Source organism: Nocardia sp. NPDC004340, from assembly GCF_053602575.1.
Genome location: NZ_JBSGDW010000012.1, coordinates 1 through 24477, shown reverse-complemented (window position 1 = coordinate 24477; position 24477 = coordinate 1). Strand labels below are relative to the sequence as shown.

26 protein-coding genes are annotated in these 24477 nt (G+C 69.7%); 16 read left to right on the top strand and 10 right to left on the bottom strand.

Annotated features, from left to right (window positions below):
• Nucleotides 1–127: 127 nt before the first annotated feature.
• The 3 genes from ACWEOI_RS31315 to cobC all read right to left on the bottom strand — a co-directional run bounded on the left by ACWEOI_RS31315 (nucleotide 128) and on the right by cobC (nucleotide 3274).
• Complete coding sequence (locus ACWEOI_RS31315) at nucleotides 128–865, bottom strand: zinc ribbon domain-containing protein (protein ID WP_357096844.1); 738 nt, start codon at nucleotides 863–865, stop codon at nucleotides 128–130.
• A 194-nt stretch (nucleotides 866–1059) separates the two neighbouring features.
• Complete coding sequence (locus tag ACWEOI_RS31310; RefSeq protein WP_433667008.1) at nucleotides 1060–2190, bottom strand: Nif3-like dinuclear metal center hexameric protein; 1131 nt, start codon at nucleotides 2188–2190, stop codon at nucleotides 1060–1062.
• Nucleotides 2191–2224: 34 nt separating this feature from the next.
• Nucleotides 2225–3274, bottom strand: a complete 1050-nt coding sequence (gene cobC / locus ACWEOI_RS31305) for an Rv2231c family pyridoxal phosphate-dependent protein CobC (protein WP_452361918.1) — start codon at nucleotides 3272–3274, stop codon at nucleotides 2225–2227.
• Nucleotides 3275–3318: 44 nt separating this feature from the next.
• On the opposite strand from cobC, the gene ACWEOI_RS31300 reads away from it, so the two are divergent.
• The 4 genes from ACWEOI_RS31300 to sigJ all read left to right on the top strand — a co-directional run bounded on the left by ACWEOI_RS31300 (nucleotide 3319) and on the right by sigJ (nucleotide 6839).
• Entirely contained in the window at nucleotides 3319–3825 is a 507-nt protein-coding gene (locus ACWEOI_RS31300; RefSeq protein WP_452361917.1) for a low molecular weight protein-tyrosine-phosphatase, read from the top strand.
• 8 nt (nucleotides 3826–3833) lie between these two features.
• Entirely contained in the window at nucleotides 3834–4760 is a 927-nt protein-coding gene (locus ACWEOI_RS31295; protein WP_433673435.1) for an SURF1 family cytochrome oxidase biogenesis protein, read from the top strand.
• Nucleotides 4757–5746, top strand: coding sequence for a cobalamin biosynthesis protein (locus ACWEOI_RS31290; protein WP_433667011.1), 990 nt, complete (start codon nucleotides 4757–4759; stop codon nucleotides 5744–5746). Before ACWEOI_RS31295 ends, ACWEOI_RS31290 begins: the two co-directional genes overlap by 4 nt.
• Nucleotides 5747–5885: 139 nt before the next feature.
• Entirely contained in the window at nucleotides 5886–6839 is a 954-nt protein-coding gene (sigJ, locus tag ACWEOI_RS31285) for an RNA polymerase sigma factor SigJ (RefSeq protein ID WP_433667012.1), read from the top strand.
• Nucleotides 6840–6898: 59 nt separating this feature from the next.
• On the opposite strand, the gene ald is transcribed toward sigJ, so the two are convergent.
• Together ald and ACWEOI_RS31275 are read right to left on the bottom strand one after the other, a co-directional pair.
• Nucleotides 6899–8008 carry an alanine dehydrogenase gene (gene ald, locus ACWEOI_RS31280; protein WP_433667013.1) on the bottom strand — a complete coding sequence of 370 codons (1110 nt, stop codon included), beginning with the start codon at nucleotides 8006–8008 and terminating at the stop codon, nucleotides 6899–6901.
• A 67-nt stretch (nucleotides 8009–8075) separates the two neighbouring features.
• Entirely contained in the window at nucleotides 8076–8870 is a 795-nt protein-coding gene (locus ACWEOI_RS31275) for an MBL fold metallo-hydrolase (protein ID WP_452361916.1), read from the bottom strand.
• 71 nt (nucleotides 8871–8941) lie between these two features.
• On the opposite strand from ACWEOI_RS31275, the gene ACWEOI_RS31270 reads away from it, so the two are divergent.
• The 6 genes from ACWEOI_RS31270 to ACWEOI_RS31245 all read left to right on the top strand — a co-directional run bounded on the left by ACWEOI_RS31270 (nucleotide 8942) and on the right by ACWEOI_RS31245 (nucleotide 13494).
• Complete coding sequence (locus ACWEOI_RS31270) at nucleotides 8942–9898, top strand: helix-turn-helix domain-containing protein (RefSeq protein ID WP_433667015.1); 957 nt, start codon at nucleotides 8942–8944, stop codon at nucleotides 9896–9898.
• 9 nt (nucleotides 9899–9907) lie between these two features.
• Nucleotides 9908–10423 carry a gamma carbonic anhydrase family protein gene (locus tag ACWEOI_RS31265; protein WP_357096816.1) on the top strand — a complete coding sequence of 172 codons (516 nt, stop codon included), beginning with the start codon at nucleotides 9908–9910 and terminating at the stop codon, nucleotides 10421–10423.
• A gap of 140 nt (nucleotides 10424–10563) precedes the next feature.
• Nucleotides 10564–10737, top strand: a complete 174-nt coding sequence (locus ACWEOI_RS31260) for a hypothetical protein (RefSeq protein ID WP_213560258.1) — start codon at nucleotides 10564–10566, stop codon at nucleotides 10735–10737.
• Between the two features lie 144 nt (nucleotides 10738–10881).
• Nucleotides 10882–11511, top strand: coding sequence for a TetR/AcrR family transcriptional regulator (locus ACWEOI_RS31255; protein WP_379276425.1), 630 nt, complete (start codon nucleotides 10882–10884; stop codon nucleotides 11509–11511).
• Nucleotides 11512–11575: 64 nt separating this feature from the next.
• Entirely contained in the window at nucleotides 11576–12292 is a 717-nt protein-coding gene (locus ACWEOI_RS31250) for a SanA/YdcF family protein (protein WP_452361915.1), read from the top strand.
• Nucleotides 12293–12717: 425 nt separating this feature from the next.
• On the top strand, nucleotides 12718–13494 hold the full coding sequence (locus tag ACWEOI_RS31245; RefSeq protein ID WP_452361914.1) for a helix-turn-helix domain-containing protein: 777 nt from the start codon (nucleotides 12718–12720) through the stop codon (nucleotides 13492–13494).
• Between the two features lie 195 nt (nucleotides 13495–13689).
• On the opposite strand, the gene gndA is transcribed toward ACWEOI_RS31245, so the two are convergent.
• Nucleotides 13690–15132, bottom strand: coding sequence for an NADP-dependent phosphogluconate dehydrogenase (gene gndA / locus ACWEOI_RS31240; protein WP_452361913.1), 1443 nt, complete (start codon nucleotides 15130–15132; stop codon nucleotides 13690–13692).
• Between the two features lie 260 nt (nucleotides 15133–15392).
• Between gndA and ACWEOI_RS31235 the strand changes: the two genes are divergently transcribed.
• Nucleotides 15393–16124 (top strand): DUF7873 family protein, encoded by a 732-nt coding sequence (locus ACWEOI_RS31235; RefSeq protein WP_433667019.1) that lies wholly within the window; start codon nucleotides 15393–15395, stop codon nucleotides 16122–16124.
• 337 nt (nucleotides 16125–16461) lie between these two features.
• Here the strand turns inward: ACWEOI_RS31235 and ACWEOI_RS31230 are convergent, their stop codons facing one another.
• Nucleotides 16462–17058 (bottom strand): TetR/AcrR family transcriptional regulator, encoded by a 597-nt coding sequence (locus tag ACWEOI_RS31230; RefSeq protein WP_452361912.1) that lies wholly within the window; start codon nucleotides 17056–17058, stop codon nucleotides 16462–16464.
• A gap of 56 nt (nucleotides 17059–17114) precedes the next feature.
• Between ACWEOI_RS31230 and ACWEOI_RS31225 the strand changes: the two genes are divergently transcribed.
• A complete protein-coding gene (locus ACWEOI_RS31225) occupies nucleotides 17115–17600 on the top strand; it encodes a nitroreductase family deazaflavin-dependent oxidoreductase (protein ID WP_433667021.1) in 486 nt (161 codons plus the stop codon).
• A gap of 10 nt (nucleotides 17601–17610) precedes the next feature.
• Here ACWEOI_RS31225 and ACWEOI_RS31220 read toward each other — a convergent pair whose 3' ends face one another.
• Nucleotides 17611–18402, bottom strand: coding sequence for an MmyB family transcriptional regulator (locus tag ACWEOI_RS31220; RefSeq protein ID WP_452361911.1), 792 nt, complete (start codon nucleotides 18400–18402; stop codon nucleotides 17611–17613).
• A 405-nt stretch (nucleotides 18403–18807) separates the two neighbouring features.
• Here ACWEOI_RS31220 and ACWEOI_RS31215 point away from each other — a divergent pair, with 405 nt between their 5' ends.
• The gene (locus tag ACWEOI_RS31215) at nucleotides 18808–19737 is read left to right on the top strand and encodes a cutinase family protein (protein WP_433673436.1); all 930 of its coding nucleotides are present in this window, start codon (nucleotides 18808–18810) and stop codon (nucleotides 19735–19737) included.
• Between the two features lie 29 nt (nucleotides 19738–19766).
• Here the strand turns inward: ACWEOI_RS31215 and ACWEOI_RS31210 are convergent, their stop codons facing one another.
• Nucleotides 19767–20414, bottom strand: coding sequence for a hypothetical protein (locus ACWEOI_RS31210; RefSeq protein WP_452361910.1), 648 nt, complete (start codon nucleotides 20412–20414; stop codon nucleotides 19767–19769).
• Nucleotides 20415–20440: 26 nt separating this feature from the next.
• Between ACWEOI_RS31210 and ACWEOI_RS31205 the strand changes: the two genes are divergently transcribed.
• The 3 genes from ACWEOI_RS31205 (at nucleotide 20441) to ACWEOI_RS31195 (ending at nucleotide 22749) form a co-directional block, all read left to right on the top strand.
• Nucleotides 20441–21037, top strand: a complete 597-nt coding sequence (locus ACWEOI_RS31205; RefSeq protein WP_452361909.1) for a maleylpyruvate isomerase family mycothiol-dependent enzyme — start codon at nucleotides 20441–20443, stop codon at nucleotides 21035–21037.
• 78 nt (nucleotides 21038–21115) lie between these two features.
• Nucleotides 21116–21856 carry a hypothetical protein gene (locus tag ACWEOI_RS31200; RefSeq protein ID WP_433667025.1) on the top strand — a complete coding sequence of 247 codons (741 nt, stop codon included), beginning with the start codon at nucleotides 21116–21118 and terminating at the stop codon, nucleotides 21854–21856.
• 155 nt (nucleotides 21857–22011) lie between these two features.
• Nucleotides 22012–22749, top strand: a complete 738-nt coding sequence (locus ACWEOI_RS31195; protein ID WP_433667026.1) for a hypothetical protein — start codon at nucleotides 22012–22014, stop codon at nucleotides 22747–22749.
• A 61-nt stretch (nucleotides 22750–22810) separates the two neighbouring features.
• On the opposite strand, the gene ACWEOI_RS31190 is transcribed toward ACWEOI_RS31195, so the two are convergent.
• Nucleotides 22811–24274, bottom strand: a complete 1464-nt coding sequence (locus ACWEOI_RS31190) for a glyceraldehyde-3-phosphate dehydrogenase (RefSeq protein WP_433667027.1) — start codon at nucleotides 24272–24274, stop codon at nucleotides 22811–22813.
• Nucleotides 24275–24477 lie beyond the last annotated feature (203 nt).

Genomic DNA, 24477 nt, shown 5'->3' with positions numbered 1-24477 from the left:
GCGCGGGCCAGGCGTCGATACTGTCGCGTCGCCGTGCTGGTTTCGCGGTATTCGGGCTGTCGTGTCGTGTGCCGACCCACGCGGGGCGGCACGGGTGCCGCGCGCCGAGGGGCGCGCGGCGGGCGGGTCAGAGCCCGGAGTGCTTGGTGCGCACCAGGATCGCGCCGCATTCGGGACAGCGGACCACGACATCGGGGGCGGTCTGGGTGATGCGGGAGATCTCGCCGCGGTCCAGTTCGATGCGGCAGGCGCCGCAGCGGCGAGCCTGGAGCAGGGCCGCGCCGACACCGTAGGTGGTGCGCTGCTTGTCGTAGGCGGCGAGCAGGTCGGCGGGGACGGACCGGGTCAGGGCTTCGCGGTCGGAGTCGCAGCGCTGCTGGGCCACGGCCAGGTCGGCGAGCGCGCTGTCGCGCAGGCGCTCGGCGTCGACCAGTTCGGCCTCGGCCTGGTCCAGGTTGGCCCCGGCGTGCGCGTGCGCGGCGGCCGCGGCCTCGCGGCGCTCCATCACCTCGATCTCGTCGTCCTCGAGGACCTTGCGGCGGCGTTCCAGGCTGGTCAGCTCGTGCTGCAGTTCGGAGAGCTGCTTGGCCCCGACCGAACCGGCGGTGAGCATGCCGCGGTCGCGCTCCTCGCGCTTGCGGACGGCCTCGATCTCGCCTTCCAGCTTCCGGATGTCGCGATCGAGGTCGTCGATCAGGATCTCGGCCTTCACCGCCTCGTCCTTACGAGTGGAGCGCTCCGCCGCCAGCCGATCCACGTCCTGCTGCTCGGGCAGCACCTTGCGGCGATGCTCGATCCGCGTCAGCTCGACGTCGACGGCGGCGAGGTCGAGCAGCTTGGCCTGGATCGATGGTTCGGCATTCAACGCGAAGGTCTCCTGGACGCTATGGACGAATTCAAGACACCCACCGTACCGTGTGAAATTTGCCCTCCGCTCCGCTCCGGGCCGGTTCGCGGCCCCGAAGTCTCGATTCTTCCCTCCTCCGCTCCTCCGCTTCGCTCCCCCGCTCCGTCAGTCCAGAATCGAGACGGCCGCGAACCACCAGGGTGGTGCCCAGGTCAGCAGGCGTTGGCGCCCAGGGTCCACGGGTCGGTGCGGAGGGTGGAGACGCGGGTCTCGAGCCCGGGCAGGGCGTGGCGGACCACACCTTCGGCCTGGCCGCACCAGGGGAACTCGGTGGCCCAGTGGGCGGCGTCGATCAGGGCCGGGCCGCCCGCGCGCAGGTGTTCGTCGGCGGGGTGGTGGCGCAGGTCGGAGGTGACGTAGGCGTCCACGCCGAGGCGGGAGACCTTGCCCAGGAAGGAATCTCCCGCGCCGCCGCAGACGGCGACGGTGCGGATGATCCGGTCCGGGTCCCCGGCGGCGCGCACGCCCCAGGTGGTGGCGGGCAGGGCGGCACGGACGCGAGCGGTGAACTCGCGCAGGGTTTCCGGGGCGGGCAGCTCGCCGACGCGGCCGATGCCCAGGCCGGACGGCAGGTCGGCGCGTTCGGTGACGTGATAGGCGGGTTCCTCGTACGGGTGGGCCTCGCGCAGGGCGGCCAGGATCGCGGTCCGGCGCGACGGCGGGGCCACCACCTCGAGGCGATCTTCGGACACTTCGTGCAGCTCGCCGACCACGCCGAGGGCCGGGTTGGCGCCCTCGAGGGGCCGGAACTGGCCGGTGCCAGCGACCGTCCAGGCGGCGTCGGAGTAGGCGCCGATCCGGCCCGCGCCCGCCGCGAACAGGGCGTCCAGCACGGCGTCGCGGTGCGTGACCGGCACCTGCACCACCCACTTGTCCAGGGCGGTCAGCGGTTTGGGATCGAGCGGCCCGGTGACGGTGAGCCCGATCGCCGCCGCGAGCGCGTCCGAGACGCCCGGATCGGCGGAGTCGGCATTGGTGTGGGCGCTGAACAGCGCGCAGCCGGAGCGGATGAGCCGGTGCAGCAGCGCGCCTTTCGGGGTGTCGGCCGCGACCGTATCCACCCCGCGCAGCAACAGCGGGTGGTGCACGACCAGCGCCTGCGCGCCCCACTCGATGGCCTCGTCCACGACCCCGGCCGTGGCGTCGACGGCGAACAACACCCGCGAGACCGAGTCCCGCGGGTCACCGCACACCAAGCCCACCGAATCCCAGGACTCGGCCAGTCCGGGCGGGTACGCCGCTTCCAGCGCCGCGATGAGATCCGACAGCCGCACCGTCGTCACAACCGAACCTCCTGCTCGATCCTGCCTGCCACGATCACACACCCACGTCGCGAATGGCCGCGACGAGCCGGTCCACCGCCTCCGCCGGCCGCACCGCGACCCGCAGGAAACCCGTTTCCAGCCCGGGGAACGTATCACCGCGGCGCACCGCGATCCCCTTGTCCGCGAGCTGCTTTCGCAACAGTTCCGCGTCCGGCACCCGGATCAGCAGGAACGGCCCGGCCGCGGGCTCGAGCACCTCGACGCCCAGTTCCCGCAGCCGCGGGATCATGGCGGCCCGATCAACGGCGATGCGCTCGGCCATCCGCTGCGCCTGCGCGACCGCGGCCGGTTCGCTCACCGCCGCGATGGCTTCCAGCTGCAGGGTGCCCAGCGGCCAGTGCGCGCGGCCGTGATTCAACCGCGCCAGCACCTCCGGCGCGCCGAGCGCGTACCCGCAGCGCAGTCCGGCCAGCGCCCAGGTCTTGGTGAGGCTCCGGAACACCAGCACATCCGGATGACTCTCTCCGGCAAGGGATTCCAACTCGCCCGGCACGGCGTCGGCGAACGCCTCGTCGACCACCACGATGCGCCCCGGCCGCCGCAGCGCCCGAATGCTGTCCGCCGAGTGCAGGACGGAGGTCGGGTTCGTGGGATTGCCCACCACCACCAGATCCGCGTCCTCGGGCACCACGACACCGTCGAGCGAGTACGGCGGCTCCAGCAGCACCCGCGCCACCGGCGCCCCGGCCTCGCGCAGCGCCAGCTCCGGCTCGGTGAACGACGGATGGATCACCGCGGCCAGCCGTGACACCAGCCGCGGCAGCATCGCGAACCCCTCGGCCACCCCGGCCAGCAACAGCACCTCGTCGGCCGAGCGCCCGTGCCGCGCGGCCACCGCCGCCCGCGCCGCCCGCTCGTCCGCCTCCCCCGGATACCGGCCCAGCTCCCCCAGCCGTCCCGCCAGCCGCTCCCGCAGCCATTCCGGCGGCGCGCTGCCCTGAACGTTCACCGCGAAATCCACCATGCCCGGCCGCGCGTCCACGTCCCCGTGGTGCCGCAGCCTGGCATGGTCGAAATCCTGGAACTCGGTGTCGTCCGGCACAGCCGTCCACCCTACGTGGCCGCCGTCCGCGCCTACCGGCCAGAATGGCTGTCGTGGGCGACCTGCATGTGACGTTTATCTGCACCGGCAATATCTGCCGGTCCCCGATGGCCGAGAAGATCTTCGCCGCGCATCTCGAGCGCGCGGGATTGGCGGATCGGGTGCGGGTGAGCAGTGCCGGGACCGGCAGCTGGCATGTCGGGGACGAGGCCGACTACCGGACCGATCGGGAGCTCAGCGCGCACGGGTATCCGACCGGGCACAGTGCGGCGGTGATCGGGGACGACCACCGCGACGCCGATCTGGTGGTGGCGCTCGACACCGGGCACGAGCGGGACCTGGCCCGGATGGGGGTGCCGTCGGATCGGCGGCGGCTGCTGCGCAGTTTCGACCCGGACGCGGACGGTCGCTCGGTGCCGGACCCGTACTACGGCGACCAGTCCGATTTCGCGTTGGTGCGCGAACAGATCGAGGCGGCCGTGCCGGGGATGCTGGACTGGGTGCGCGAACAGCTCGGCGAGGAACCGCGGGCCGGAGGCCGGGACGCATGAGTTCACTGCTGCGTCGCCTCACCTTCCTGCTGCGCCCGAGCTGGCTGATCCTGGCCGTGGTGGTGGCCGGTTTCGCCTACCTGTGCTTCACCGTGCTCGCGCCCTGGCAGCTGGGCAAGAACACCCGCACCTCCGAACGCAACGACCGCATCGCCGCCTCGGTGCACGCCGACCCGGTGGACATCGCCGGGCTGCTGTCGGGCGACGGCAAGAACACCGAATGGCGGCGGGTCACCGCCGATGGCAGCTACGTCCCGGACTCGACGGTCCTGGTGCGCCTGCGCCACCTCGACGGGCAGCCCGCCTACACCGTGCTCGCCGGGTTCCGGCTCGACGACGGCCGCACCCTGCTGGTCGACCGCGGCCAGATCGCGGCCGCGCAGGGCGGCACCCGCCCGCCCGCCATCGCCGACCCGCCCACCGGGCCGCAACACCTCGAGGCCCGCATCCGCGCCTCCGAGGGCGTCATCGAGAAGAAGCCGCCGACCACCGAGGACGGCTACCGGCAGGTGTACACGACCGACACCCAGCAGGAGGCGACCGTTCTCGGTCTGCCGCTGACGCCCATCCCGACCGACGGCCTCGGCGGGTATCTGCAACTCGACGCGGGCCAGCCCGGAGCGTTCACCCCCGACGCCCTCCCCCAGCTCGACGCCGGCCCGTACCTGTCCTACGGCCTGCAATGGCTGGCCTTCGGCGTCATGGCGCCGCTGGGTCTCGGCTACTTCGTGTGGGCCGAGATCCGCGCTCGCCGCCGCGAGAAGTCCGAGGCCGCCAAGTCGACGGGCGCCGAGACCCCGGCGACCGAAGCCACGACGCAGGCGGCCGAATCACCCGCTCCGGCAACCAAGTCGAAGCCCAACGACCCGGCCCCCAAACCCGCGCCCGCCACGAACGAGGCCCGCCTCGCCGACCGCTACGGCAACCGGCGTTGAGGGCGACCGCTACCGCGGCCGGACTGCTCCTCGGGTTCGGCCTGGACCGGATGCTGGGCGATCCCCGGCGCGGACATCCGGTGGCCGGGTTCGGTTCGGCGGCAATCCAGGTCGAGCAGGTCACCTATCGAGACGACCGGGCCGCGGGAGTCGTGCACGAAGTCGTGCTGGTCGGGACCGTCACGGGACTCGGAATCGGGTTGGGACGCGCCGTCTCCGGACGGACCCGGGCGAAACACCGCACCTCGCGGCCGCGTTCGAACGAGATCGTTCGGACGCTCGGCGAGGTGGCGCTCACCGCCGCCGCGACCTGGACCGTGCTGGGCGGGACGACCCTCGCCAAGACCGGGCGCGACATGGCCGATCGCCTCGAGTCCGGCGATATCGAGGGCGCGCGGGCCTTGCTGCCGTCGTTGTGCGGCCGCGATCCCGAGGTGCTCGACGCGGACGGGCTGGCGCGCGCGGCGCTCGAATCGATCGCGGAGAACACCTCGGACGCGACTGTCGCGCCACTGTTCTGGGGCGCGGTGGCGGGCGTTCCCGGACTGCTGGCCTACCGCGCCGTCAATACCCTCGACGCGATGGTCGGCTATCGAAACGAACGCTACGGGCGGTTCGGTTGGGCCGCCGCGCGGACCGATGACGTCGCCAATCTCGCGCCCGCCCGGGTGAGCGGCCTGCTCACCACCGCCCTCGCACCGGTGATCGGCGGCCGTCCCGCCGCCGCCTGGCGGGCCTGGCGGCGCGATGCGGGCAAGCATCCGAGCCCGAATGCCGGTGTTGCGGAAGCCTCCATGGCGGGCGCGCTGGGCGTGACGCTCGGCGGCCGCACCGAGTACCGGCACGGGATCGAGATGCGACCCACCCTCGGTGACGGTCCGGTCCCCCGCGTTCCCGATCTGCGGCGCGCGGTCCGGCTGTCCGAGGCCGTTCAGGTCGCGACGGCGGTCCTCGCCGCCACGGCCGTCTGTCTGCGGCGACGCTGACCCGTCACCGCGAATTCGCGAACCGTCCGGTCGCCTTCGCTAGATTTTCCAGGGGAATGTCACAGCCCGGCGAGCTGCCTCGTCGGTCCTGTGAACGGTCCGCCCCATCGGGCGGGCGTGAGCGAAGGCGAGGGTTGCGATGAGTGGTGACGGACGGAACGGGCCCGATCAGGCCGAGCTGGCACGGCAGTTCGAGGAGCATCGCGGCTACCTGCGGCGGGTCGCGTACAGCACGCTCGGCAGTCTCAGCGACGCCGACGACGTGGTGCAGGAGGCGTGGCTGCGGCTGGTCCGGTACTACGAGACCAGCCCGGAGGACGCGCAGATCGAGAACCTGCGCGCCTGGCTGACCACGGTCACCGGCCGGCTCGCCCTCGACTATCTGGGGTCGGCGCGGGCGCGGCGCGAACAGTATGTGGGCGAATGGCTTCCGGAGCCCGAGGTCACCACCTGGGACGACCCGGCCGACCGCGTCTCGCAGGACGAGCGGGTCACCACCGCGCTGCTGGTGGTGCTGGAATCGCTGTCGCCCGCCGAGCGGACCGCGTTCGTGCTGCAGGACGTCTTCGGCATGACCGGCCCCGAGGTGGCCGAAGTCGTGGGCCGCACCCCCGCCGCGGTGCGCCAATTGGCTTCGCGCGCCCGCAAACACGTGGAGAACGGCACCCCCCGCTTCCCCGCCAGCGCCGACGAGCACGAGAAGGTGGTGTCGGCGTTCGCGGTGGCGTGGCGTTCCGGCGACCTGAGCGCACTGCTGGGCGTGCTCGACACCAATGTCACCTTCACCTCCGACGGCGGCGGCAAGGTGCAGGCGTTCCTGCACCCGATGCACGGCGCGGACAAGGTCGCCGCGACGCTGCTCGGGTTCCTGGAGTTCGCGTCGAAGATCGGCGGCGCGTGGGGTCGCCCGGTGCTGGTCAACGGCCGTCCCGGCCTGGTGGTGTTCGACGGCAAGAACACCGGCGTCTTCTCGTTCACCATCGACGAGGGCCGGATCACCAAGATCGACGTGGTGCGCAACCCCGACAAGCTCCGCGACCTCCCGGCCGACGGCGCGGGACCCGATTGGGCGCTGGGCTCGTCCGAGTCCTGAGCGACGGACACCGCGGGCCCGCAACCGGATTCACCCCGGTCGCGGGCCCGCCACCGTTGTCAGGACGAGGTGTACGTCGCCGGCCCCAGGCCGTGCGCGGCCGCCACCTCCGGCGAGTAGAGCCGACCGGCGTCGGCCGTGAGCCCCTGCGCGAGACCGGGATCCGCGGCGCACGCGCCCGACCAGCCCAGGTTCGCGATGGCGCGCGCGTACGGCAGCGTCACATTGGTGAGCGCCACCGTGGATGTGTGCGGGACCGCGCCCGGCATGTTCGCGACGCAGTAGAACAGCGTGTCCGCCACGTGGAACGTCGGTTTCGCGTGCGTGGTCGGATGCGAGCTCTCGAAGCAGCCGCCCTGATCGATGGCGATGTCGACCAGCACCGCGCCGGACCGCATCCGCGCGACCAGACTGTCGGGCACCAGTTTCGGGGCCCGCGCACCCGGCACCAGCACCGACCCGATCACCAGATCGGCGGCCAGCACTGCCTTCTCGACCTCGGCGGTATTCGATCCGATGGTGGTGAGCCGCCCGCCGAACCGGGCGTCGAGTTCCCGCAAGCGCGCGATATTGGTGTCCAGCACCGTGACCCGCGCCCCCATGCCGAGCGCGACGGTCGCCGCGTTGACGCCCGCCACGCCCCCGCCCAGCACCACCGTGTCCGCGGGCCGCACGCCCGGCACCCCGCCGAGCAGCAGTCCGGACCCGCCCTGCGGCGCCATCAGGTGATACGCCCCGACCATGCCGCCGAGCTTGCCCGCCACCTCGCTCATGGGCGCGAGCAACGGCAGGGTGCCGTCCGCGGCACGCACGGTCTCGTAGGCGATGGCGGTGATGCCCGAGCGCAGGATGGCGTCGGTGCATTCGCGGGAGGCGGCCAGGTGCAGGAAGGTGAACAGCACCTGCCCCGCCCGCATGCGCGGATACTCCTCGGCGATGGGCTCTTTCACCTTCAGCACCAGTTCGGCCGCGTCCCAGACGTCGTCGGCGGTGGGCGCGGTGCGGGCGCCCGCCTCGAGGTAGTCGGCATCGTGGAAGCCGGACCCGATGCCCGCTCCGGCCTCGATCAGCACCTCGTGGCCGCCCCGCACCAGTTCCCCGGCGCCGGCCGGGGTGAGGGCGACGCGGTATTCCTGCTCCTTGACCTCCCGTGGAACCCCGATTCTCATACCGCCATAGTTCCCCGGCCGGGGCCGCGCCGCCATCAGCGCCACGGCCCGAATTCGGCGGCCACTATCAGCGGGCTACCGCGGCGGGGAGTTCCAGGGTCAACGTCTCGCCCGGGCTCGGGATGCGCAGGCGGTCGGTCTGTCCCGCGAGCATGAAGCGGTGGGTCAGGTAGTCGAGGTGCTCGGAGAAGTGCGCCCAGCCCTCGGCGTGCACCGGCACGATCAGCGCGTCACCGAGCGCGAGCGAGGCCTTGGCGGCGGTGCGGCCGTTGAGGGTCAGGTCCAGATCGCCGAAGCGGTCGACGTTCGCCGCGCCCACATTGAGGATGGCGATGTCGATGCGCCCGAAGCGTTCCGCGATCCGCTGCACGTTCTCGACCGAGGCGTTGTCGCCGGAGACGTACACGGTCGGCAGCCCGTCGGCCTGCAGGACGAACCCGGTGACCACGCCGGTGAGCGGCTCGCAGCCCTCCGGTCCGTGCAGCGCGGGCACGCCGGTGACGGTCACCGCGCCGATCCGCGTCGACTCCCAGTTCGCGAGTCCCCGAACGCCTTCCATGCGCTCGGCGGCGTCGGGGGTCGACAGCACGTGTTCGACGCTCGGCAGCAGCGCGCGACCGGCGGCGTCGAGATTGTCGGCGTGCTGGTCGTGCGAGAGCAGCACCACGTCGATCGGGCCGATCTCCGCGACCGGGACGGCGGGTCCGGCGAGCTTGTAGAGGGTGACCGGGCCGGGGTAGTTGCCGGGCTCGTCGAAGGTGGGGTCGGTCAGGAAGGTCAGGTCGCCGTAGCCGAAACGCACGGTGGGACCGCCGATGTGGAGGATCTCGAGGGCGGCCGCGGTGTCGATCTTGTTCGTCATGGCTTCGAGTTTCGTCGTCGGGGCCGAGCGCCGACAGTGGCCCGAAGGCCTCGTATCGATAAGATCGGGCCATGAGTGCCGAGCACACCGTCGCCGTTCTGGCGCACGACGGGATCAGCCCCTTCCACCTGTCGGTCCCCACCCTGGTGTTCGGCCGGATCGGCGCGGGCGGCCCCGACCACAGCCCCTACCGCGTGGTGGTGTGCGCCGAGCAGCCCGGAACCTTCGCCACGCCCGCGGGATTCGACATCGTCGTCGGCCACGGCCTGGAGGCGGCCGAGACCGCCGACACCTTCGTGATCCCCGCGTGGGACCGCGATCGCCCACTGCCCGAACCGGTTCGCGAGGCCCTGCACCGGGCGCACGCCCGCGGCGCGCGGATCGTGGGCCTGTGCCTGGGCGCGTGGGCGGTGGCGGCCAGCGGCCTGGCCGACGGACGCGAGATCACCACGCACTGGTCGGCGGCCACCGAGCTGGCCCGCACCTATCCGGCGGTGCGGGTACGAGCCGACCGGTTGTGGACCGACGACGGCGACCTGATCACCTCCGCCGGCACGGCCGCGGCGCTCGACTGCTGCCTGCATCTGGTGCGCACCGACCACGGCAGCCGGATGGCGGCCGAACTGGCGCGCAGTCTCGTGCTGGCCCCGCATCGCAGTGGCTCACAGGCGCAGTACATTCCGGTCGCGGTGCCGGAGTCGGTGGACGAGGATCCGATCGAGCACGCCATGGTGTGGGCCCGCACCCATCTCGACGAGCCGGTGGACCTGGACGGCTGGGCGCGGACGGCGCTCATGTCGCGGCGCACCTTCACCCGGCGATTCCGCGATCGCACCGGCGCCAGCCCGCAGCAGTGGCTGCTGCAGCAGCGCGTCGATCACGCCCGGCTGCTGCTGGAATCGACCGACGACACGATGGATCGCGTCGCCGCCGATTCCGGTCTGGGCACCGGCGTCAATCTGCGCCATCACTTCCACCGGCTGCTGGGCACCACCCCCGCGGCCCACCGCGCCCTGTTCCGCCGCTAAGTTCGCCCCATGAGGATTCAGCTGGGTGAGCACGCGCCGCAGATCGACGAGACCGCGTGGATCGCGCCCAACGCCACCGTGGCCGGCCGGGTGCGGCTGGAAGGCGAAGTGAGCGTCTGGTATTCGGCGGTGCTGCGCGGGGACATGGACCAGATCACCGTGGGCGCGCGCAGCAATATCCAGGACGGCTGCGTGCTGCACGCCGATCCGGGCTTCCCGTGCACCGTGGGCGAGGGTGTCTCGGTCGGGCACAACGCGATTCTGCACGGCTGCACGGTCGGCGACGACGTGCTGATCGGGATGGGCGCGACGGTCCTCAACGGCGCGGTGATCGGCGAGGGCAGTCTGATCGCGGCCAACGCACTGGTGCCCGAGGGCGCGCAGATCCCGCCGGGGTCGCTGGTGGCGGGCGTCCCGGGCAAGGTGCGCCGGGAGCTGAGCGAGGCCGAGCGCGATCACATTCGCCTGAATGCGGCCGCATACCTGCACAACTCGGCGCTGCACCGGCAGGGTCAAGAGGTGTGACTGAAGGGGGCGTGTGAGAAGCCCCACACTGAACAAGTGACCAGTCAGTACGCTGCTAGCATCGGCGGATGCGTTCCCGGCGGCCCGCGCTGTGCCGCCGCCGGCCGGGTCCGCGCTCGGGGCTAGCAGGAGGTTTCACGGTGTCGTACAAGCACGACGGTATGCACCGACAGCGCATCAGCGTGGCCGACATCGCCGCGCAGCCAGGGGGATTCGAGGCGCTGCAACGCCGAGTCCACGAACTGCGTTCCAGCGGCATCGATTTCGCGGCCAATGCCATCGAGAGCGAAATGGCCGCCCTCGACGTCCGCTGACCGGACCGGGCGTTCACTGATCGGACGGGGTACGAACCGCGACCCCGAGGCAATGAGATACTTTCGGATCGGCCTGTGCGCTACCGCGCCTCGGCCGTTCACCGCGTTGTCGCGGGGTCGTCCACCCGATCGACTGGAGACTCGATGCCGTCCGTTCCCACCATCCTGCAACGCATTCTCGAGAAGCCGCGGAGCGAAGGCGAACAGCTACTGGAAAGCGCGCTGTCGGCGTTCCTGGACTTCGGGATCAAGCGAACCAGCATGGGGGAGATCGCCCGTCGCGCCGGGATCAGCCCCGCCACCCTGTACCGGCGATTCGAATCCAAGAACGATCTGGTCGCCGCGGTCGGCGTGCGCGAGGCGCAGCTGTTCATCGCCGAGATCGACGAACGCGTGCGCCGCGCCGCGGTCGGCAAGTCCGGGCAGGCGCAGCTGGTCGAGGTGTTCGCGGCGTTCATCATTCAGCTCGCCAACAACAAGCTGCTGCGGCGGCTGCTGCGCACCGAGCCCGACACCATCCTGCCGCGGCTGACCACCGAGGCCGGGCCGGTGCTCGCGGTCGGACGCACCTACCTGGCCGAGAAACTGCGCGCGCTACAGGCTTCCGGGGACGTCCCGGACTTCGACGCGGATCTGGTGGCGGAGGTGTTCGCACGGCTGGGGCAGTCGCTGGTACTGACGCCGGACGGGCTGATCCCGCTCACCGACGAGACCGCGGCCCGCGAGTTCGCGCGGCGCACGGTGCTGCCGATGATCGGCGTGCAGCCGATCTGATCCGGTCGCGACGCGGGCGAAAAGTCGTTCGATCGGCACGGGGAGTTCCGGCACACTGGCAACCATGCCGTTGCGTTCCACTCTCCGCTCCGCCCGCAGCCGGGTCGCCACATGGTTGCCGTTGCGGCGGGTGGTGAAGATCTGCGCCGTGATCGCGGTGCTGGGGTTCACGGTATTGGTCGCGTCGGATCTGTGGATCCGGATGGCGCACCGGAAGTACGAGTACAGCGTGGAGAGCGCTCCGTCCGCCGATGTCGCCATCGTGCTCGGCGCGGAGGTCAAGGCGAACGGGAAGCCGTCGGACTATCTGAAGGCCCGCCTGGACCTGGGCCGGCAGCTGCTGGCGGCCGGGAAGGTGAAGGCGCTGCTACTCACCGGCGACAACGGCCGCTCCACCTACGACGAGCCGACCGCCATGCGCGCCTACCTGATCGAACAGGGCGTGCCCGCCGCCAAGATCGCGCTCGACTACGCCGGATTCAGCACCCACGAATCGTGCGTGCGCGCCCACGACATCTTCGGCGTCACCTCCGCCATCGCGGTCACCCAGGATTTCAGTCTGCCCCGCACCATCGCGCTGTGCCGCGCGGCCGGAATCGATACGGTCGCGGTCGGTGACGGCACCATGCCGCACACCATGGTCTATCGCCAGAATTGGCTGCGCGAACAATTGGCCGACACCAAGGCCGTCTATTCCATTCTCCTGCACCCCGAGCCGACATTCCGTGGCGCACAGGAGAGTTCGGTCCGCGACGCGATGGCCGCGGACCCGCAGCCCTGACCGGTCAGATATTCCCGGCCAGCGATCCCGCGCTACCCGCCGCACCCGCGGCCACCGCGCTACCCGTCATCAGACCGACCGCAGCGAGAACCAGAGCCCACATGTGTTGAACCTTTCGAGAGCGAGAAATTGAAGACGCCTCGAAAAGTAATGCGGCCCATCATGTCCCGGCGAGAGCCGGACGCGGATTCTGCGCCGACTCCATGGCGATACCCAGCACCTTCCCAGTACCCGATCGCGGCACGGTGTGGTAAGCGCGATTAGCACGCGTGGCACCGCCGCCACAAGCGCTGCAACACACACAAACAGGATCCAACGCATGATCGTCGCGAAACGAGTTGTGTGGCAGCATCCCGTTATGGGTTGCTCGTCGGTGACTGCGAGCGGGAATCGGCGACGAGCAGGCAGTGGGAAGGCGGGCATCGGTGACCGGAGACGGCGACCGGCTGGCGGATGACATCTCGATTCCCAGCTTCGGCCAGGCCTTACGCCGCCTCCGAGACGAACGCGGCTTCTCCCGCGAACACCTGGCATACTCGGCCGGCGTCAGCGCCAGCTACGTCACGCTGCTGGAGAAGGGCGAACGCGGCAACCCCACCCGGTCCGTGGTCGAAGCCCTCCTGCGCTGCCTCGACACCAAGGCGCCCCTGACCCCCACCGACCGCCGCCACCTCTTCGACCTGGCCGGCCTGCGCGCGGACGACGCCCCCACCTCCGAGGACCTGTACGACTCCCTCACCGCCGACCAGCACGAGGCCCTGGCCCTGTTCGAACCCGCCCCGGCCGCCTATATCGCCCCTTGCGGCGACGTCCTCGACGCCAACGAGGCCTGGTACGCCGCCCTCCCCGGTCTCCGCGAGGACCGCAATATCTTCCACTGGCTCTTCGGCAACCCGATAGCCAAACTCGTCGAACCCGACTGGCAGACCGAGGTCCGCCTCTACGTCCAATGGCTCCGCATGACCGTCGGCCGCCTCCCCGACGACCCCGCCCTCCCCACCCTGGTCGCCGAGCTGGCCCGCTACCCCCACTTCCGCCACTATTGGTCCGAAGGCACGGTCGACTTCACCCCGCCCGTCCGCACCCTCCGGCTCCGAAACCCCAACTCCGGCACCATCCGCGAGTACAACGTCCAGGTAGGCCCCATCCAGTGCGAAACCCACCCCGACCGAATAGTCCTGTTGCTGTGCCTGCCCCTATGACGTCACCACCTGTGCCCCGCCCCGCCGCTCCTCCGGGCTGTTCCTCGTCCTCATGATGGTCGCGGCCGCGCTCGCGGTCACGGCGGCGCCGTTCATCGCCCTCGCGGTGTGGGGCGTGCTGAACGAGAAGGCGGGGCAGGCGCCGAGTCGGCGCCTGCCCCGCCTTTCGGGTGAGACCGGTTGTCCTGCCGCGAATTACGCGGGGACTTCGCTGCGGTCGCCGCTCCACAGCGTGTGGTACTTGCCTTCGGCGTCGACGCGCTCGTAGGTGTGGGCGCCGAAGAAGTCGCGCTGGCCCTGAGTGAGGGCGGCCGGGAGGCGCTCGGCGCGGAGGCCGTCGTAGTAGGACAGCGAGGAGGCGAAGGCCGGGACCGGGATGCCGAGCTGGGTGGCGACGACGACCACTCGCCGCCAGCTGTCGATGGCCGTCTCGATGGCCTCGCGGAAGTACGGGGCGAGGATGAGGGACGGCAGGGACGGGTCGGCTTCGTAGGCTTCCTTGATGCGGTTGAGGAAGCGGGCGCGAATGATGCAGCCGCCGCGCCAGATGGTGGCCAGGTCGCCGGGGTGCAGGTCCCAGTCGTATTCGGCGGAGCCGGCGGCGATCTGGTCGAAGCCCTGGGCGTAGGCGACGATCTTGGAGGCGTAGAGGGCCTGGCGGATCGCCTCGGTGAATTCGGCGACGTCGGTGGGCTTCTCGCCCAGGACGCCGGAGGCGAGGCCCTTGGCGGCGGCGCGCTGGGCGCGGGAGCCGGACAGGGCGCGGGCGAAGACGGCCTCGGCGATACCGGTCACGGGGATGCCGAGATCGAGGGCGGACTTGACCGTCCAGCGGCCGGTGCCCTTCTGCTCCGCGGCGTCGACGATCACGTCGACCAGCGGCTTGCCGGTCTTGGCGTCGACCTGGTTCAGCACCTCGGCGGTGATCTCGACCAGGTAGCTCTCCAGGTCACCGGAGTTCCACTGGGTGAAGACGTCGGCGATCTGCTTGGCGTCGAAACCCAGCGCGTCGCGGAACAGGTTGTAGGCCTCGCCGATGAGCTGCATGTCGGCGTACTCGATGCCGTTGTGCACCATCTTCACGAAGTGGCCGGAACCGTCGGGGCCGATGTGGGTGCAGCAGGGGACGCCGTCGACCTGGGCGGCGATCGACTCCAGCAGCGGGCCCAGCGACTCGTAGGACTCCTTCGGGCCGCCCGGCATGATGGCTGGGCCGTTCAGCGCGCCCTCCTCACCACCGGAGATACCGGCGCCGACGAAGTTCAGGCCGCGCGCCTTCATGGCCGCCTCACGGCGAATGGTGTCGGTGTAGAGGGCGTTGCCGCCGTCGATGATGATGTCGCCGGGCTCCATGGCCGCGGCCAGCTCCTCGATGACGGCGTCGGTGGCGTCGCCCGCCTTCACCATGATCAGCACGCGGCGCGGCTTCTCCAGCGCGGCCACGAACTCCTCGACGGTCTCGGTGCGCACGAAGTCGCCGTCACCGCCATGCTCGGCGAGCAGGGCGTCGGTCTTGCCGATGCTGCGGTTGTGCAGGGCCACGGTGTAGCCGTGCCGGGCGAAGTTGCGGGCGATATTGCTACCCATGACCGCCAGGCCGGTCACGCCGATCTGGGCGCGCGCTTCCGAGGTCGCCATGAAACAGCCTCTCCGTTCAGATGTCGATGACCGCACGAAGTCTCCTCGGCGGCGGCATCAGCGGATGCGTCCACGACGCCATACCTTTTCTACCGCACGCCCGATTTCCGCCGCAGCGCGGCTTCGGGGCGCGAGACCCCTCCCCTGTTCCCCCGGGCACCCGTGCTCGACAGCCGATCGAACAGCCCGCCCGGGCCTGGCCGTCGCGGTGCGCCGAAAATGCTTGGCCGCCAAGACCGATACGCCGATACAGTGCCCGAATGACTCGTTTGAACCAGATTGTCGCCGTCGAGAAAGGGATCAAGTCCCGCACCTTCTCCGAGCTCGCCGAGGCCCAGGCCAAGCTGGCCAAGAACCCGCTGCTGAGCGGTATCTCACGCACCTACCGGCCCAAGGACGAGGAGGGTGAGCAGCTGCCGCCCGAGTCGACCCGGGTCCAGGTGCGTTCGGAGGAGGTCTTGCAGACCACGGCCGACATTCTGACCAAACTGTTCGACGTCGTCGCCACCAAGGACTGGGCGAACTGCACCGCCACCGCCGACGTCGTCGTGGACGGCCGCACGCTGGTCGCCGACGCGCCCATCACCTACCTGCTGTTCCTGGAGAAGCAGCTGGTGGACCTGCACACCCTGGTGCGCAAACTGCCGGTCCTCGACGCCGCCGAGACCTGGGAGTACGACGCCGCCGCCGACTGCTACGCCACCGAGCCGGTACAGACGGTGCGCACCAAGAAGATCCCGCGCAACCACGTGAAAGCCGAAGCGACGGAAAAGCATCCGGCGCAGGTCGAGGTGTATCACGAGGATGTGGTGGTCGGTTACTGGCGCACCATCCGGTTCTCCGGCGCGCTGCCCGCCAAGCGCGTCAACGAGCTGACCGAGCGCGTCGAAAAGCTCCAGCACGCAGTCAAGTTCGCGCGCGAGGAGGCCAACAACGCGGAGATCACCCAGCGTAAACTGGGCGCGGAAGTCTTCGGATATTTGTTTGGCTGATCGGCGCGGCGGCGACTACAGTCGGCACTGCGCAAGGAGCGCAAGCTGAAACAGAAGATCAATGTGACCGGCGCTGTGCGCCATCAAACTCACACTATCGCTCCAGTTTCAGCATTCGCCGCCGAACGCCGAACCGAGAGGACGGATTGTCAGCGTGAAGGTTGAGGGTTCAACTCCCTCCGGCTCAGCCACCAATGGGCCGTAGCTCAATCGCAGAGCGTCACGTTAACGTAAGACTGAGCACGTTCTTAAACAGGTCGGCGTGCCGCAATTGGGTGGCCACTGAAACCCCGGGGCAGGCTAGTCCCCGGGGTTTCCCTTATGTTCCGGCCCGGAATCAGCTCGAAGGCAGTGCGGGCGCAACCCATTTCGACAAGTATTCGCGCAGCTCGGTTCCGCGGCGCGGGGGGCGGCCCGGGTCGATGACGAACGACTGGACGATGCGCAGCATGTGCTCGACGAGCTCGTCCAGGTCGCTGTCCGAGATGCCGGCGGCCGCCCAGTCCACCGAGTAGCGCTTCAGGAGTGAACGCCCGAAAGACCGTGCGGTATCGGAGGTTACGCCCGCCGAGAAGGCGCTGGCCCGTCCCGGACGCAGCAGCAGACCGAGGTATTTCTCCTCCGGCAGGCGTTCGAGGGTGTAGGCGATGCCCTCCACGACCGCGGTCGCCGGATCGCGAATCTCGACCAGTCGCTCGGCCAGCACATTCAGGAAATGTTCGGTCTGTGCGATAGCCGTCGCGGTCAAAAGCGTTTCCGCACTGGGGAAATAGCGGTACACGGTCTGCCGGGTGACGCCGAGGTCGCGAGCCACCTCCGCGATGCTGAACTCGTCGCCGGAGCGGTCGATGGCGCGGCGGGCGGCGGCCACGATGCGGTCGATCGCCTCCGCGTCGTCGGCGGGAGCTGATCCGGACCATCCATGCGTGCGCACTCCTTGACCATACACCTGGTCCTGACTGTATGGTCGAGGGGCGTGAAAGGAAGCCCATGACCACCACCCCGCCGCGGCCCCCGCAACTCGACTCCCCGGTCCTGCCCAAGATCTTCAAATACACCGGCCGCGCACAGGTCTGGATCTACCGCCGCACCGGCGGCCGGATCGGCGGGAAATGGCGCATCGGCGCGGGCTTCCGCAAACCGGTGCCGACGCTGCTGCTCGAGCACCGCGGCCGCAAGTCCGGCACCGTCTACACGGTCCCGCTGCTGTACATCGGCGACGGCGCCGACACCATCGTGGTGGCCTCGCAGGGCGGGCTGCCGAAGCACCCGCAGTGGTACCGCAATCTGTGCGCGAACCCGGACACCCACATCCAGATCGGCCGCGACCGATTCGCGGTGCGCGCCCACACCGCCGACGCCGAGCAGCGCGCCCGGCTGTGGCCGCGACTGGTGGAGGCCTACGCCGACTTCGACACCTACCAGGCGTGGACCGAGCGCGAGATCCCGGTCGTGATCCTGACCCCGATCAACTAGACGACATCAACTAGACGACACCGGTGGACAACCCGACCGTGGCGACGATATGGCCGGGATACGCCACGGAATCCAGCATGCCCACCTGGATCCGGTACACCTTCAGCTCGCCCGTGCCCCGATCACGCAATCGCATGGTCCGCACGGGCGGAGCGAACCCGACATCGCCGGAGGACCAGAAGCGCCGGAACTCCGCGAACTCACCGAGCTCGCGCATGAGATCACCGAATACGGTGGGATCGGTCAGCGACCCCACACTCCCGCGCAGCCAGCTCACCGACTGCCGCACATCGGCCTCCCAATCGGCCATCACCCGCCGGGCCGCCGGATCGGCGAACATCCACCGATACAGATTCCCGTTCTCGGCCAGCCCCGGAAACGCCTGCGCCCATTCGATGTTCCCGGCCAGCACATTGCCGCGGGTGTCGTAGAACGCCGCCAGCTTGGGCCGGTGCATGGCGAGCATGCGCAGCGCGTCGGCGCTGATCGATCTCTTCAACTCCGCGACCGTCGGATATCCGGCGCCGGTGAGCCCGGCCAAATCGTAGAGATAACGACGCTCGGTGTCCGACAGCGGATTCCGCTGATTGATGCATCTGACGAGCGCGTCGACCACGGCCTGGGTGGGCTTGGCTTTCCCGCCCTTCTCCAACCGCGTGACATAACTGGCGCTGACCCCGGCCGAGAATGCCAGCCGCTCCCGGGAAAGTCCGCGCTGGTCTCGTAGCCGCCGCAACACATCTCCGAATGTGGGCAGCGCGATGTCCTGGTGTTCCCCGATATTCGTTGTCCGGATACTCATATCCGCCGGTTCCCTCCTGCCCTGTAGCGAATCGACGGCTCAGCGTCCGCGACCACTGCCAGAACTTCTCCCGCACGGAATACTCCCACATAATCGGCCTGGGGTCCCATCCGCCGGGCGGCGCGTCGATTGATAGCAATGAGGAATCCGCTATCGTCCCGCGAATTAACCTCGGTGAAATCGGCACGGCACAATGGAATTGGATTTCGCCCCGCGCGCCGCCACGCCGGGCAATTGGAACATGTGTCAATTATCCCATCCGTCCGGTTCTCGGCGTTTCCCGCGCAATCAGTCTCGAGACCGGCCCCCACCTTTGGTATGTTCTGCTCGACGTGCCGCCCCGGCACCGACCATGCGGTGGAGAAATCGTCCGAACGATTCGATCAAGGGGTGTGGACCTTGTCCATTCGAGTTACCCGAGCCTTCAGAACGGCGAGCAGCGCGCTCGCGGCGGTGGCGACCGCGGCCGGAATCCTCACGGCCACCGGCGCACCCGGCGCACAGGCCGCGCCCGCGGATTGCCCCAACCTCAATGTGATCGCCGTCCCCGGCACCTGGGAAACCTCGGTCGACGATCCGAAACAGGGCATGCTCGCCCAGGTCACGCGCGGCCTGCCCGGCACCGTGCGCACCGACTACGTCAGCTATCCGGCCACCGCCTTCCCCTGGGACGGCGAGGTCTACGGCCGCTCCAAGCACGAGGCCGTGGGCAATGCCCGCGGGCTCATCTCCGCCATGGCCGCCCGATGCGCGGCAACGCGTTTCGCGCTCATCGGCTACAGCCAGGGCGCGGACGCCGCGGGCGACCTGGCCTCCGAGATCGGCACCGGCCTCGGCGTCGTCTCGCCCGATCGGGTGGCCGCCGTCGGACTGGTCTCCGATCCGCGCCGCTCCCCCACCGACGCCCTGATCGGCCCGCAGGTGGCCGGCACCGGCGCGGGCGGTGCGCGGGCCGGCGGCTTCGGCTGGCTCAGCCCGCGGGTCCGCACCTTCTGCGCGGCGGGCGACCTGTACTGCTCGGTCCCCACCGACGACCTGGCGGGCCGCTCGGCCGGGCTGCTCACCCAGCTCACCGCCCAGGACCCGGTGCAGATCCCCAGCTATGCGCTGACCTTCCAGTCCATCCTGTCCGAGGCCCTGGTCCAGGGCGGCACCGCCATTCTCAGTGCGCCGGGCGACCACCCGGCGAGTGAGCAGTGGATCAAGCAGGTCCAGGACTTCCTGGACTCGGGCGTGCACCAGTCGTATCCGCGGTACGTCGTCGACAGCAACGGCACCACCGCCACGGTCTGGCTGCGCAACTGGTTGGCCGATACCGCGGGCGAAACGCGCTGATCCCTGGCCGTTCCGGTGGGCCGGACCCGCTATTCCGGCCCACCACACACCGACCGTTCCAACGCGCCGTGCAGCCATTGCTGCGCGGCGCCGGTCGTCAGGGCGCCCGTGACCTCTCCGGTCAGGCTCCAGTAGCGCAGGATCCGTTCGTCGGAATCGGTTGCGCCGGACAGTAGTCGCCGCCGGAAACCGGGACTGTCGTGTTCGCCGCGCGCCCGGGCGTGGACGTCGACGAACCGATCGAGTTCCGGTCCCGGGCCCGGCGGCCGGTTCGCCACCACCTGCGGCCCGGCCGCCGCACACGCCCACGCGACACCGTCCAGCAGCGCCCGCCGATGCGTGATGCGTTCCCGGTCCGCCCGCCACAGCTGCCGCGAAACCGCCTGATACAGGCCGGGATCCCCGACCGCGGTGACCAGTTCCGCGAAGGCCAGCAGTTCCACGGGTGTGGGATCGATCGGATCCGGGACGTTCATGTCGACGAACGCGTCGAACATCTCCGGTGTCAGCGGCTCCAGGACCCGACGCCAGAACCGCACCACCGTGTCCTTGGCGTGTCCCCGATCCCGCACCACCGCAACCAATTCCAGCCGGTTCGCCCGCTCCCCCTCCGGCGCGTCCGCCACCGCCGTCAGCGCCGCCTGCCGCCAGGTCAGCGCGGCCACTTGAACCTCCACCCCGGTGGAATTCCTACGGTACGGGAATGACAACTCCCACCCTGACCACCGAACAGATCTGGCGGGCGGTCGCCGCCGAACGCGTCAGCCTCCACGACATGCTCGACTCGCTGTCGGACGCCCAGTGGAATCACCAATCCCTGTGCGCGGATTGGCGAATCCGCGACGTCGTCGCCCACGTGATCCTGTCCGCCCGGCCGAGCACCGCCGCCATCCTGATCGGCCTGGTCCGCGCGGGCGGCAACCTGCACACCATGATCCGCGACACCGCCATCCGCCACGCGGCGGCCGCGACCACCACGCAACTGCTCGACGAACTGCGAGCCACCGTGCCCACCCGGGCGACCGCCCTCGGCTCCACCCCGGCCGACCGCCTCATGGACCTGCTCGTGCACGGCCAGGACATCGCCGTCCCCCTCGGCATCCCGCGCGACATACCGATCGACGCGGCCCGGGTGTCGCTCGACCGGATCTGCGCGGCGGGCACTTTCGGGATAGGCGACACCTTGGCCCGGCAACGGCTCACCGCGACCGACACCGAATGGACTGCGGGCAGCGGTGTCCCGGTGCAGGCTCCCATCGGCGAGCTGTTGCTGCTGGCCACCGGCCGTTCGCGGCCATGAGTTTCTCGTTGGTCGTTCGTTGGTAGCCGCCCGCATTCTCGGTGCACACCACCTCTCGAATACGAAGGAACCGCACCGATGATCGCCACCCACGCCCGTACCGCCGCCCGCGCCGCGCTCGCAGCGGCCGTCGTCGGTTCCGCCAGTTTCGGTCTGTTCGGCAGCCTCACCGTCGCCAACGCGGGCGGCGACTACGGGCCCGACACCTGTCAGGAGGGCTACGTGTGGCGGGAGGCCAACTCGGCCGACCACGTGTGCGTCAGCCCCGGCACCCGGGATCAGGCGCGCGCCGACAATGCCGCGGCCGCGTCCCGCAAGGCGGGCGGCGGCGCGTACGGGCCCAATACCTGTGTGAACGGCTACGTCTGGCGGGAGGCCTACAACGGTGACGTCGTCTGCGTCACCCCGGCCGTGCGGCAGCAGGCCAAGGACGACAATGCCGCGGCGGCCGCCCGCAAGGCGTCGCTGAACATCTGGCTGACCACCTACACCGCGGGCAACAAGTGCGACGGCGACGTGTGCACCGCGGTCTCCGATGCCGGAGCGCAGTTCAAGATCAATGGCGATCACTTCAACAATGGGACCGTCACGCTCATCGTGAACCGGAACAACGGCACGCGGCTGGCCACGTACACGGTGAAGGCCGGGCCGCACAACGGCTACGCGGGCGCCTCCTTCGGCTACCAGACCACCATGTGGGATCCGAAGTCCGGCTTCCACGCGCCCTGCACGGGCGGCGACGACTCCTACATCCAGGCCTACGATCCGACCTCGCAGCGCTGGTCGGAGCGGTTGTCGTTCAAGCACGACTGCCACTGACCGGGGATGTGCGGGACCGCCTCGGTGGTCCCGCACCTCACTGAGCGCACTCCGAAAAAATCGGAAACAAGTTCGTTTAAAAACAGCCCGGCCGGTACCCCACTCGAGGTACTTTCCTGCCGAGTCCGTCACCGGACCGGAAGGGTTGAAACACAGTGTTCATTGGGCAAATCGGGTCGACCGCGATCCTTGCGGCCGGAGATTCGGCCGACTCCTCCGGCTTCTCCGCCGGCAGCCTCCTGATCCCAGCGGCCGGTGTGGTCCTGCTGATCGTGGGGCTCGTACTGCGCAACCGGTCGAAGACGACCCCCGTCGCAGCGGAAGAGGGCGGCATCCCCGCCAAGACCGCGTCATCCGGCCTGCCCAAGCACACGGGCACCATCGTCGCCGTCGCCGGCATCCTGATCCTGGCGCTCGGCCTCGTCGCGGGCCTCACCAAGTCCGGTGCCATCTCGGCCAAGGATCCCGAACTGGCCGTGGGCAACTGCGTCACCGCCACCGACTACCGCGGCGCCCAGATCGGCAAGATCAAGCCGACCGCCTGCGAGGACAACTCCGCGGTCTACGAACTGGCCGCCTCGGTGAAGAACGGCGCCACCTGCCCCGACGGCAAGCTGCGCGACGCCGGCTACTTCGTGCTCACCAACGGCAACAACTCGCTGTGCTTCGCCCCCAACGTCAAGGTGGGCAGCTGCTACAGCATGCAGCCCGACGTCAACCAGATCGCGCCCATCGACTGCGCGACGAAGAACGGCACCGCCATCACCGTCCAGATCGGCGGCCGCTTCGACGGCACCACCGACACCAACCAGTGCGCCATCCCCGCCGGCGCGACCGTGACCCCGCAGCCCGCCCGCGTGGTGTGCTGGCAGCCGGTCACACCGGTCAGCTAGTCGACACACAGCGAAGGGCCCCGGCGGTCACACCGCCGGGGCCCTTCGTCACGTCCGGGGACTAGCCCGCCGCGACCGCGACGCTCTCCGCGCCCACGCGCGGGTAGGTCGGGTACTCGATACCCGAGATGTACTGCACGGTCCGCACGACCTGGCACGAGTAACCGAACTCGTTGTCGTACCAGAGGTAGAGGATCGCGGTGTCGCCGTCCACGATGGTGGCGTTGGCGTCCACGATCGAGGCCGCGCGCGAGCCGATGAAGTCACTCGAGACCACGTCGGTGGCCGCGGTGAAATCGAGGTTGCGGCTCAACGGACCCGACAGCGACATCTCGCGCAGGTACTCGAGCACCTCGTCCTTGGAGGTCGCGCGCTCGAGCTGCAGGTTCAGGATCGCCACCGAGACATCCGGGGTGGGAACGCGAATCGAGCTGCCGGTGATCTTGGCCTGGAAGTCCGGCATGGCCTTCTTGACCGCGGACTGCGCGCCGGTCTCGGTCAGCACCAGGTTGAACGGCGCGGACCGGCCGCGACGGTCGGAGCTGTGGTAGTTGTCCAGCAGGTTCTGGTCATTGGTGAACGAGTGCACCGTCTCCACGTGGCCGCGCACGATGCCGAACTCGTCCTCCATCGCCTTCAGCGGCGGGACGATCGCATTGGTGGTGCAGGACGCGCAGGAGTAGATGGTCTGCGACAGGTCCAGCTCACGGTGGTTGACGCCGTGCACGATGTTCGGGACGTCGCCCTTGCCGGGCGCGGTCAGCACGACCTTCGAGATGCCCGGGCGCAGGTGCTGTTCCAGGCCCGCGCGGTCACGCCACTTGCCGGTGTTGTCGATCAGGATCGCGTTGTCGATCCCGTACTCGGTGTAGTCGATCGAGGTCGGGTCGTTGCTGTAGATGAACTTGATCGCGTTGCCGTTGGCGATGATCGTGCTGTTCTCGGCATCGACCTTGATGGTGCCGTTGAACTGGCCGTGCACCGAGTCGCGGCGCAGCAGAGACGCGCGCTTGACCAGGTCGTCCTCGCCACCCTTGCGGACCACGACGGCCCGCAGGACCAGGCCGTTGCCGGAGCCGACCTTCTCGATGAGCAGGCGCGACACCAGACGGCCGATGCGACCGAAGCCGTACAGCACGACATCGCGGGGGCCCTGCGCCTCGGCCTTGTTGCCGTCGGTCACCTCGGCGAGCACGTCGGCGGCGAACTCAGGGACCGACAGGCCGCGCTCGTCGGCGCGGTAGGCCATCACCAGACGGCCCAGGTCGATCTTGCTGGGGCCCAGGTCGAGCGAGCGCAGCGCCTCCAGGAAGGGCAGCGTCTCGTCGATCGACAGTTCCTCGCCCTCGATCTGCCGCGCGAACCGGTGGGTCCGCAGGATGCTGATCACCGACTTGTTCACCAGTGACCGGCTGTGCAGCAGAATCGTCACCCCCTTGTCCCGATACAAGCTGCCGATGATCGGAATCATCGCCTCCGCCGCAGCCTCGTGAGCGTTCCAGCGGTCAAGATGGTCGGTAGTCAACACAAGTCCTCGGGGTTTCCTCGATCTGCACGTGCTGACGATGCTAACCAGCCCCGAAGTCGCACAATCCTCGGCTACCCGCATGTGAGATCCACGTCGCGTTCGCGAGGGGAAGGAACGCGACCACGCACGACGGCGGTCGCCGGGCGAAACCCCCCCCCGGCCGACCGACAACAAACCCCAGCGAGTGCGGGGCGAGTGAC

Coding starts and splice junctions, on each gene's coding strand:
- gndA (WP_452361913.1), bottom strand. CDS start 15,132: ATGGCGACCTCGGAAGCGCGCGCCCAGATCGGCGTGACCGGCCTGGCG.
- ACWEOI_RS31300 (WP_452361917.1), top strand. CDS start 3,319: ATGGCTGTCGTGGGCGACCTGCATGTGACGTTTATCTGCACCGGCAAT.
- ACWEOI_RS31275 (WP_452361916.1), bottom strand. CDS start 8,870: ATGACGAACAAGATCGACACCGCGGCCGCCCTCGAGATCCTCCACATC.
- ACWEOI_RS31205 (WP_452361909.1), top strand. CDS start 20,441: ATGACAACTCCCACCCTGACCACCGAACAGATCTGGCGGGCGGTCGCC.
- sigJ (WP_433667012.1), top strand. CDS start 5,886: ATGAGTGGTGACGGACGGAACGGGCCCGATCAGGCCGAGCTGGCACGG.
- ald (WP_433667013.1), bottom strand. CDS start 8,008: ATGAGAATCGGGGTTCCACGGGAGGTCAAGGAGCAGGAATACCGCGTC.
- ACWEOI_RS31265 (WP_357096816.1), top strand. CDS start 9,908: ATGAGGATTCAGCTGGGTGAGCACGCGCCGCAGATCGACGAGACCGCG.
- ACWEOI_RS31200 (WP_433667025.1), top strand. CDS start 21,116: ATGATCGCCACCCACGCCCGTACCGCCGCCCGCGCCGCGCTCGCAGCG.
- ACWEOI_RS31235 (WP_433667019.1), top strand. CDS start 15,393: ATGACTCGTTTGAACCAGATTGTCGCCGTCGAGAAAGGGATCAAGTCC.
- ACWEOI_RS31225 (WP_433667021.1), top strand. CDS start 17,115: ATGACCACCACCCCGCCGCGGCCCCCGCAACTCGACTCCCCGGTCCTG.
- ACWEOI_RS31270 (WP_433667015.1), top strand. CDS start 8,942: ATGAGTGCCGAGCACACCGTCGCCGTTCTGGCGCACGACGGGATCAGC.
- ACWEOI_RS31250 (WP_452361915.1), top strand. CDS start 11,576: ATGCCGTTGCGTTCCACTCTCCGCTCCGCCCGCAGCCGGGTCGCCACA.
- ACWEOI_RS31220 (WP_452361911.1), bottom strand. CDS start 18,402: ATGAGTATCCGGACAACGAATATCGGGGAACACCAGGACATCGCGCTG.
- ACWEOI_RS31255 (WP_379276425.1), top strand. CDS start 10,882: ATGCCGTCCGTTCCCACCATCCTGCAACGCATTCTCGAGAAGCCGCGG.